At 72.9% G+C, this 6,660-nt stretch carries 5 protein-coding genes; 3 read left to right on the top strand and 2 right to left on the bottom strand.

The window, feature by feature from the left end; genetic code table 11:
- From ACZJYS_RS21590 to add, 3 genes are all read left to right on the top strand, one after another.
- Positions 1–1,530 (top strand): bifunctional metallophosphatase/5'-nucleotidase (locus tag ACZJYS_RS21590; protein ID WP_493180272.1); only part of this gene is annotated, 1,530 nt, incomplete at its 5' end.
- A 125-nt stretch (positions 1,531–1,655) separates the two neighbouring features.
- Positions 1,656–3,233: an ABC transporter substrate-binding protein gene (locus ACZJYS_RS21585; protein WP_493180271.1), complete on the top strand. Its 1,578-nt coding sequence runs from the start codon at positions 1,656–1,658 to the stop codon at positions 3,231–3,233.
- Between the two features lie 5 nt (positions 3,234–3,238).
- Positions 3,239–4,342 (top strand): adenosine deaminase, encoded by a 1,104-nt coding sequence (gene add, locus ACZJYS_RS21580; RefSeq protein ID WP_493180270.1) that lies wholly within the window; start codon positions 3,239–3,241, stop codon positions 4,340–4,342.
- Between the two features lie 107 nt (positions 4,343–4,449).
- Here add and ACZJYS_RS21575 read toward each other — a convergent pair whose 3' ends face one another.
- Positions 4,450–5,415, bottom strand: coding sequence for an SMP-30/gluconolactonase/LRE family protein (locus ACZJYS_RS21575; RefSeq protein ID WP_493180269.1), 966 nt, complete (start codon positions 5,413–5,415; stop codon positions 4,450–4,452).
- A 69-nt stretch (positions 5,416–5,484) separates the two neighbouring features.
- Positions 5,485–6,558: a threonine aldolase family protein gene (locus ACZJYS_RS21570; RefSeq protein WP_493180273.1), complete on the bottom strand. Its 1,074-nt coding sequence runs from the start codon at positions 6,556–6,558 to the stop codon at positions 5,485–5,487.
- Between the last annotated feature and the right edge of the window lie 102 nt (positions 6,559–6,660).

Genomic DNA, 6,660 nt, shown 5'->3' with positions numbered 1-6,660 from the left:
CTCCCCGCCCTGCGCCGCGCGCGCGCCGAGGCGGCGGCGCGGCTCGCGCTGCTGCACCTGAACGACTTCCACGCCCGGCACGAGGGCCAGCAGCCGAGCGGTGCCGCCTGCGCGCCGGGGCGGGATTGCCTGGGCGGCAGCGCCCGGCTGGCCACCGCCCTGGCGGAGGCCCGCGCCGAGGCCGCCGCCGCCGGCCGCGCCGTGCTGCAGCTCGACGCCGGCGACCAGTTCACCGGCAGCCTCTACCACACCGCCCATGGCGGTCTGGCCGAGGCGGCGGTGCAGAAGGCCACGGGCTGCGAGGCCATGGCGCTCGGCAACCACGAGTTCGACCACGGGCCGGAGGGGCTGCTGCGCTACGCCGGGGCGGTGGATTTCCCGCTGCTCTCGGCCAATCTCGACACCCGCCGGATGCCGGCGCTGGCCGCGCGCATCCGCCCCTCGGCCCTGTTCGAGCGCGGCGGCGCGCGGATCGGCGTCATCGGCCTGACGACGGAGACCACGCCGCGCGCCTCCAGCCCCGGCCCCGACCTCGCCTTCACCGACGCGCAGGAGGCCGCCGCCCGGCAGGCCGCCGTGCTGCGGGCGCAGGGGGCCGGCACCATCCTCGTGCTCTCGCATCTGGGCCTGGCCAGCGACCTCGCTCTGGCCGCCGCCGTGCCGGGCCTCGACCTCATCGTCGGCGGCCATTCCCACACCCTGCTGGCCGATGGCCTGCCCGGCGCGGAAGGCCCGCACCCCCTGCTGGCGGATGGGCCGGACCGCGCCGTGCGCATCGTGCAGGCGGGCTCCTACGGGCGCTGGCTCGGCCGGCTCTCGCTGGACCTCGCGGCGGATGGGCGGGTGCTGGCGCATGGCGGCGCGGTGCGGCCCGTCACCGCCGCCCTGGCCGAGGATGCGGCGGTGGCGGCGCTGCTGGCCGGCTTCGCCGCGCCGCTGGCCGCGCTGCGCGCCAGCCCCGCCGGCCCCGGCGCCCCAGGACTGACGCCGGAAGGCTGCCGCGGCGGCGAATGCGCCCTCGGCAATTTGGTGGCCGACGCCATGCTGGCCGCCGAGCCGGAGGCCGAGATCGCGCTGACCAATGGCGGCGGGCTGCGCGCCGGCCTGCCGGAGGGGATGATCAGCCGCGGCGCGGTGCTGGAGGCGCTGCCCTTCGGCAACACCCTCGCCTTCCTGGTGCTGCGCGGTGCCGACCTGCGCGCGGCGCTGGAGATCGGTCTCTCCCGCGCCGGCTCGGGCGGCGCCTTCCCGCAGGTGGCGGGGATGGCGCTGCGCATCCGCCCGCAGGCGCCGGTGGGCGAGCGGGTGGCGGCGGTGACCATCGGCGGCCGGCCGCTGGAGCCGGAGCGGGCCTACCGCCTCGTCACCAACGACTTCCTGCGCCGCGGCGGCGATGGCTACCTGCCCTTCCGCGACCGGGCGCTGATGGCCCGCGACAACGGCCTGCCCATGGACGAGGCGGTGGCCCGCCACCTCGCCGCCGGGGGCGCCGCGCGCGCCGCGACGGAGGGGCGCATCCGCGCGGAGTGAGAGGGCGGGTTTTCACGGACCGCCGGGCATGGTTCTTGCCCCATGGTTCTCGCGCATGATTCTTGCTGCGCCGGACATGACCGGCGCGGCGCCCCGCCCGCCCGCTTTGTAGAGGTTCCCCCGCGATGCTCCGCCGCACCCTCCTCGCCGCTCCCCTTGGCGTGCCCGCCCTGCTCTCCACCGCCGCGCGGGCGCAGTCGCCGGGCCGCGCCGGCACGCTGCGCGTCGTGCCGGAGACGCTGACCACCATCCTCGACCCGCACTTCACCACCAGCTTCACCGCGCGGGACTTCTCCTACCTCGTCTTCGACACGCTCTTCGCGGTGGACGACCAGTGGCGGCCCCGGCCGCAGATGGTGGAGCGCTGGGAGCGCAGCGAGAACGGGCTGGAGTGGCGCTTCACCCTGCGCGAAGGGCTGGTCTTCCACGACGGCGCCCCCGTCACCGCCGAGGATTGCGTGGCCAGCCTGCGCCGCTGGGGCGCGCGGGACGCGCTGGGCGGCATGCTGCTGCGCGCCACCGCCACGCTGGAGCCGGTGGATTCCGCCACCTTCCGCCTGGTGCTGCGCGAGCCCTTCGGGCTGGTGCTGGAGGCGCTGGCCAAGCCGGGCGCCATGGTGCCGATGATCATGCCGAAGCGCCTGGCCGAGACGCCCGCCACCCGCCCGGTCACCGAGCCGATCGGCTCCGGCCCCTACCGCTTCGTGGCGGAGGAATACCGCCCCGGCGACCGCATCGTGCTCGCCCGCCATGCCGGCTACCGGCCGCGCCCGGAGCCCTCCGTCTGGGCCAGCGGGGCCAAGCATCCGCGCTTCGAGCGGATCGAGCTGATCGCCATGCCGGATGTCTCCAGCCAGGTGAGCGCGCTCTCCACCGGCGAGGTGGATTATCTGGAGCGGCTGCCGGCCGATGTGCTGCCCATCCTGGAGCGGAACCGGCAGGTGAAGGTGCAGGTGGTGAGCCCCTTCGGCTACCAGGGCATCCTGCGCTTCAACCACCTCCAGGCGCCGTTCGACAACGTGCAGGTGCGCCGCGCCGTGATGCTGGCGGTGAACCAGGCCGACTACCTGCCCGGCGTCGCGGGCCGCGCCGAATACGGGCGGGAATGCCGCAGCTTCTACGGCTGCGGCACGCCCTACGAGACCGCCGCCGGCATGCCCGCCGCGCCCGATTTCGAAGGCGCCCGCCGCCTGCTGGCGGAAAGCGGGGCCGATCTCTCGAAGCCCATCGTCATCCTGCACCCGGCCGACGCCCCCGGCATCGCCGCGCTGGGGCTGGTGACGCAGGACCTGCTGACCCGCCTCGGCTTCACGGTCGATTTGCAGTCGATGGATTTGAACACCTTCTTCGGCCGCCGCGCCCGGCCGGAGGGCTGGCACGTCTTCCACACCACCAACACCGTGCCGGACATGCAGACGCCGTTGCAGAACGTCTACCTGAACGGCGCCGGCCCCGGCCCGGCGGGCTTCGCCGGCTGGCCGAAGGACGAGGCGGTGGAGCGGCTGCGCGCCGCCTTCGCCGCCGCCGGCAGCGAGGAGGAGCGCAAGCGGCTGGCGGGCGAGATCCATGCCCGCGCCGCCGAGGCCGGCTTCTACATGCCGCTCGGCCAGTTCGTCGCCGCCTCCGCCTGGCGTGCCGAGCTGACTGGCGTGCCCACCGGCCCGGCCATGTTCCTCTGGAACATCGCCCGCGGGGGGCGCTGAACGCCATGCTGGGCTATTCCGACTATCTCGACCTCGTGCCGAAGGTCGAGCTGCACCTGCACATCGCCGGCGCGGTGCGCGCCACCACGCTGGTGGAGCTGGCGGCGGCCAATGGCGTGCGCCTGCCGCGCCCGGCGGAGACGCTCTACCAGTGGCCGGATTTCTACGGCTTCCTCGAGGTGCTGCGGCTCGGCGCCCTGGCGGTGCGGCGGCGCGAGGAGTTCGCCCGCGTGGCCTATGAGTGCATCGAGGACCTGCACCGGCACGGCAATGTCCGCCACGCCGAGATCTTCTTCAACCCGCACTACTACACGCCGAACGGCGCCACCTACCCGGAGATCGTCGACGGGCTGATCGACGGGCTGGCCCGCGCCGAGGCGGAGTTCGGCACCTCCGCCCTGCTCATCGCCTGCATCGACCGCAGCGTCTGCCTGCCTTCCGAGGCGCTGGAGATGCTGGAGTGGGTGCAGCGCCACCCGCGCCCGCAGGTGGTGGGCATCGGGCTGGATGGCGCCGAGCGCGCCGGGCCGCCGCTGGTGTGGGTGGAGGCGTGGCGCCGCGCCGGACGCGCCGGGCTACGCCGCACCGCCCATGTCTGCGAGGACAACCAGACGCTGTTCGAGGGCCCGCCCGCCCACTTCACCCATTGCCGCGACGCGCTGGGCTGCGACCGGCTGGACCACGGCTACAACATGCTGGCCGACCCGGCGATCCTGGCCCGCGCGGCGGCGGAGCAGGTGCCCTTCACCATGGCCTGCTGGTCCTCCATCCCGGCCAACCGGGCGCCGCGCCAGCAGCGCATCCGCCGGCTCTACGAGGCGGGGGTGAACATCGTGCTGGGCACGGACGACCCGACCTTCTTCCACACCAGCATGGGCCATTGCTGGCGCACCCTGTTCGACGCGCTGGGCTGGCAGCCGGCGCAGGCCCGGCAGCTCAGCCTGGCCGGGGTGGAGGCGAGCTGGCTGCCGGAGGCACGCAAGGCCGAACTGCGCGCCGAGTTCAGCGCGCGGCTGGATGCGCTGGAGGCGGCGCTGGACCCGGAAGATCGGGTGGTGGATCTCGCCATCATGCGAGAGGTGAAAGAGTCAGAAAGAAGTTCTTTTTAAAAAAAGAACTAAAAATTTTTTGTCAGTTTGGCGTCACGCTTCTCAACCCGCGCACCGCCAAACTGACAAAGTCTTTTTGCTTCTTTTTATTCAGAAAAAGAAGGTTCTTACCCCCCTGCCACACCCTGCGCATTGACGTAAACGCTGTAGAGCGAGCGCGAGGCGGCCATGAACAGCCGGTTGCGGTGCCGCCCGCCGAAGCAGATGTTGGCGCAGCGCTCCGGCAGGTCGATCTGCCCGAGCGGGCGGCCCTCGGCGGTGAAGACGCGCACGCCGTCGAATTCCGCGCCGCCCATGCCCCAGCCGCACCAGAGATTGCCCTCGGTGTCCACGCGGAAGCCGTCCGGCGTGTCGCCCGCGGCGCCCTGCACCACGGTGCGGCGGTTGGAGAGGCGGCCATCCTCGCCCACGTCGTAGCCGACGATGCGGCGCGGCTCGGCGCGGCTCTCCACCACGTAGAGGATGCGCTCGTCCGGGCTGAAGGCGAGCCCGTTCGGCCCGGCCAACTCGTCGGTGACGAGGGTGACGGCGCCGCTCTGCCCGTCAATGCGGTAGACGCCCTGCGAAAGCTCCGGCTCCGCCTTCTCGCCTTCGATGTAGCCGAGGATGCCGAAGGGCGGGTCGGTGAACCAGATGGAGCCGTCGGACTTCACCACCACGTCGTTCGGCGAGTTCAGGCGCTTGCCGTCGTAGCGGTCGGCCAGCACGGTGATGGCGCCGTCATGCTCGGTGCGCGTCACGCGCCGCGTCAGGTGCTCGCAGGTGACAAGGCGGCCCTGGCGGTCCCGCGTGTTGCCGTTGGCGTAGTTGGAGGACTGGCGGAAGGTGGCGACCTGCCCCGTGGCCTCGTCCCAGCGCAGGATGCGGTCGTTCGGGATGTCGGACCAGTAGAGGGCGCGCTGGTCGCCGAACCAGACCGGCCCCTCCGCCCAGCGGCAGCCGCCGGCCAGCTTCTCCACCGTGCCGTTCATGGCGCGGAAGCGCAGGAAGGCGGGGTCGAAGGCGCGGAAGCGCGGCTCGGGGTAGCGCTGGCTGGGCTCCCAGGGCGTCTCGTTCAGGCCGGTCGGGTTCATGATTTTCTCCCTCACTCGTCTGATGAGCAGACTGCTGCCGAGCAGACTGGCACGGGGCGTGGCGCGGCACTATCCCTGGCAGATGGCCCCGGCGGCCAGGGCGCGGAGGTCGTCGGCCAGCGCCCGCATCCGCTCCGGCCGGGCATCCCAGGCGAACATGAAGCGCGCCCCGCCGCCGATGAAGGTGTAGAAGCGCCAGCCCTTCGCCTTCAGCCCTTCCAGCACCGCCGGCGGCGCCTGGAGGAAGACGGCGTTGGACTGCACCGGGAACATCGGCGCCACGCCGGGGATGCCATCGAGCATGGCGGCGAAGTCCCGCGCGCAGGCATTGCCGTGCGCGGCGTTGCGCAGCCAGGCGCCGCTTTCCAGCATGCCCACCCAGGGCGCGGCCAGGAAGCGCATCTTGGAGGCGAGCTGCCCCGCCTGCTTGCAGCGGTAGTCGAAATCCTCGGCCAGGGCGCGGTTGAAGAAGATCACCGCCTCGCCCACCGCCATGCCGTTCTTGGTGCCGCCGAAGCAGAGCACGTCCACCCCCGCCTGCCAGGTCATCTCGGCCGGGGTGCAGCCGAGGCTGGCGCAGGCATTGGCGAAGCGCGCGCCATCCATGTGCAGGCGCAGCCCCAGCGCCCGGCACTCGGCGGCGATGGCGCGGATCTCCGCCAGCGAATAGACCTCGCCCGTCTCGGTGGGCTGGGTGATCGTGACGGCACGCGGCTTGGGGTAGTGGATGTCGCCCCGCGCGGTGGCCAGCGTGCGGATGGCGTGCGGCGTCAGCCGGCCGCCGCTGGCGGGCGCCACCAGCAGCTTGGAGCCGTTGGAGAAGAATTCCGGCGCGCCGCACTCGTCGGTCTCGACATGGGCCGCCTCGGCGCAGATCACGCTGTGGTAGCTCTGGCACAGCGCGGCCAGGGCCAGCGCATTGGCCGCCGTGCCGTTGAACACGAAGAACACCTCGCATTCCGTGCCGAACAGGGCGCGGAAGCGGTCGGCGGCGCGGGCGGTCCAGGGGTCGTCGCCATAGGCGGGGGCGTGGCCGGCATTGGCCTCGGCCATGGCCTGCCAGGCCTCGGGGCAGAGGCCCGCATAGTTGTCGCTGGCGAATTGCTGGTCCATCGGCGGCGCCCTTCCTTCCATGCTCCGCATCGAGGTGGGCGCCGTTGGATTGCCGAGCGCGGCCACATCCCCCGTCGCCGGGGTGCCACCTTGCCACGGACGGGGCAGGTTGGCGTCGGGGCGGGGCCCGAC

This window comes from Roseomonas sp. TS2 (genome assembly GCF_058833935.1).
The sequence above is the reverse complement of the archived record's forward strand: the minus strand, read 5'-3'. Positions and strand labels throughout refer to the sequence as shown.

What these genes read in the sequence shown, in the direction of transcription:
- ACZJYS_RS21585 (WP_493180271.1), top strand. Translation starts at nt 1,656, where the DNA reads ATGCTCCGCCGCACCCTCCTCGCCGCTCCCCTTGGCGTGCCCGCCCTG.
- add (WP_493180270.1), top strand. Translation starts at nt 3,239, where the DNA reads ATGCTGGGCTATTCCGACTATCTCGACCTCGTGCCGAAGGTCGAGCTG.
- ACZJYS_RS21575 (WP_493180269.1), bottom strand. Translation starts at nt 5,415, where the DNA reads ATGAACCCGACCGGCCTGAACGAGACGCCCTGGGAGCCCAGCCAGCGC.
- ACZJYS_RS21570 (WP_493180273.1), bottom strand. Translation starts at nt 6,558, where the DNA reads ATGCGGAGCATGGAAGGAAGGGCGCCGCCGATGGACCAGCAATTCGCC.